1 protein-coding gene is annotated in these 1,204 nt (G+C 60.6%); it reads left to right on the top strand.

Going from position 1 to position 1,204, the window contains the following annotated elements:
- The first annotated feature begins 61 nt into the window (after nucleotides 1–61).
- Nucleotides 62–1,188 (top strand): IS3 family transposase gene (locus CFB39_RS38575; protein WP_088611397.1). Its coding sequence is split into 2 segments (ribosomal slippage): nucleotides 62–302 and nucleotides 302–1,188, totalling 1,128 coding nucleotides; the frame shifts between segments, so codons are not numbered across the junction.
- Nucleotides 1,189–1,204 lie beyond the last annotated feature (16 nt).

The raw sequence follows: 1,204 nt of genomic DNA, 5'->3' as shown, positions 1-1,204 counted from the left end.
TGACCTGCTCCCCGCGTTTAGTACGGTGACGGTGTAGAGTCCGTTCCAGAGAGGAACGGCAATGAAAAAGCGATTCACCGAAGAACAGATCATCGGCATCTTGAAGGAAGCCGAGGCTGGCCTGAAGCCGGCGGAGCTGTGTCGCAAGTACGGCATCTCGGAAGCGACCTACTACAACTGGAAAGCGAAGTTCGGCGGGATGACGGTCTCCGAAGCGCAGCGCCTGAAGGAACTGGAGCAGGAGAACAGCAAGCTCAAGCGACTGTTAGCCGAATCGATGCTCGACAACGCCGCGCTGAAGGACCTGCTGGCTCGAAAGTAGCAAGCCCGCAGGCCAAGCGCGAAGCGGTCCGGATATTGATGACCGAACGTGCCATGGGTGTTACCCGGGCCTGCGGGCTGGTAGGGATTTCGCGCTCGCTGTTCCACTACGAATCACGCCGCCGAGTTGATGACGAAGCGCTGACTGGCCGGATGATGGCCATCGCCGCGCAGAAGCGCCGCTACGGCTATCGCCGGATTCACGTGCTGTTGCAGCGGGATGGCTGCTTCGCCAACCACAAGCGCATCTGGCGCCTGTACAGCAAGGCGGGGCTGAGCGTGCGCAAGCGGCGACGCAAGCGTATTGCGGCTGTCGAGCGCACGCCGCTGCCGTTAGCAACAGGCCCGAATCAGAGCTGGTCGATGGACTTCGTTTCTGACGGGCTGGCCTATGGTCGGCGGTTTCGATGCCTGAACGTGGTCGACGACTACACGCGCGAGTGCTTGGCCATCGAGGTCGATACTTCGCTGCCGGGCCTACGAGTGCAGCAAGTGCTCGAGCGGCTCAAGGAGATGCGAGGCTTACCCGCATCCATCACGGTCGACAACGGGCCGGAGTTCGCTGGTAAGGTGCTGGATGCATGGGCCTACGAAGCCGGTGTCACGCTGTCGTTCATTCGGCCTGGCAAGCCGGTGGAGAATGCCTATATCGAGAGCTTCAACGGGCGGTTCCGCGATGAATGCCTGAACGAGCACTGGTTCGTCTCAATGCGCCACGCCAAGCGGCTGATTGAGGAATGGCGTATCGAGTACAACACCGAGCGGCCTCATAGTTCACTCGGCTATCTGACGCCGGTGCAGTTCGCGCGGGCGCACGATGCAAAGCAGCAGTTTTTAACCTCGGACTCTAACTGCAGTTCGGACTAAAACCGGGGGCGGGTCA

It is taken from the genome of Burkholderia sp. AU6039, assembly GCF_002223365.1.
Classification (GTDB): Bacteria; Pseudomonadota; Gammaproteobacteria; order Burkholderiales; family Burkholderiaceae; genus Burkholderia.
Note: the sequence above shows the minus strand (reverse complement) of the source record. Positions and strands in the feature narration are given on the sequence as shown.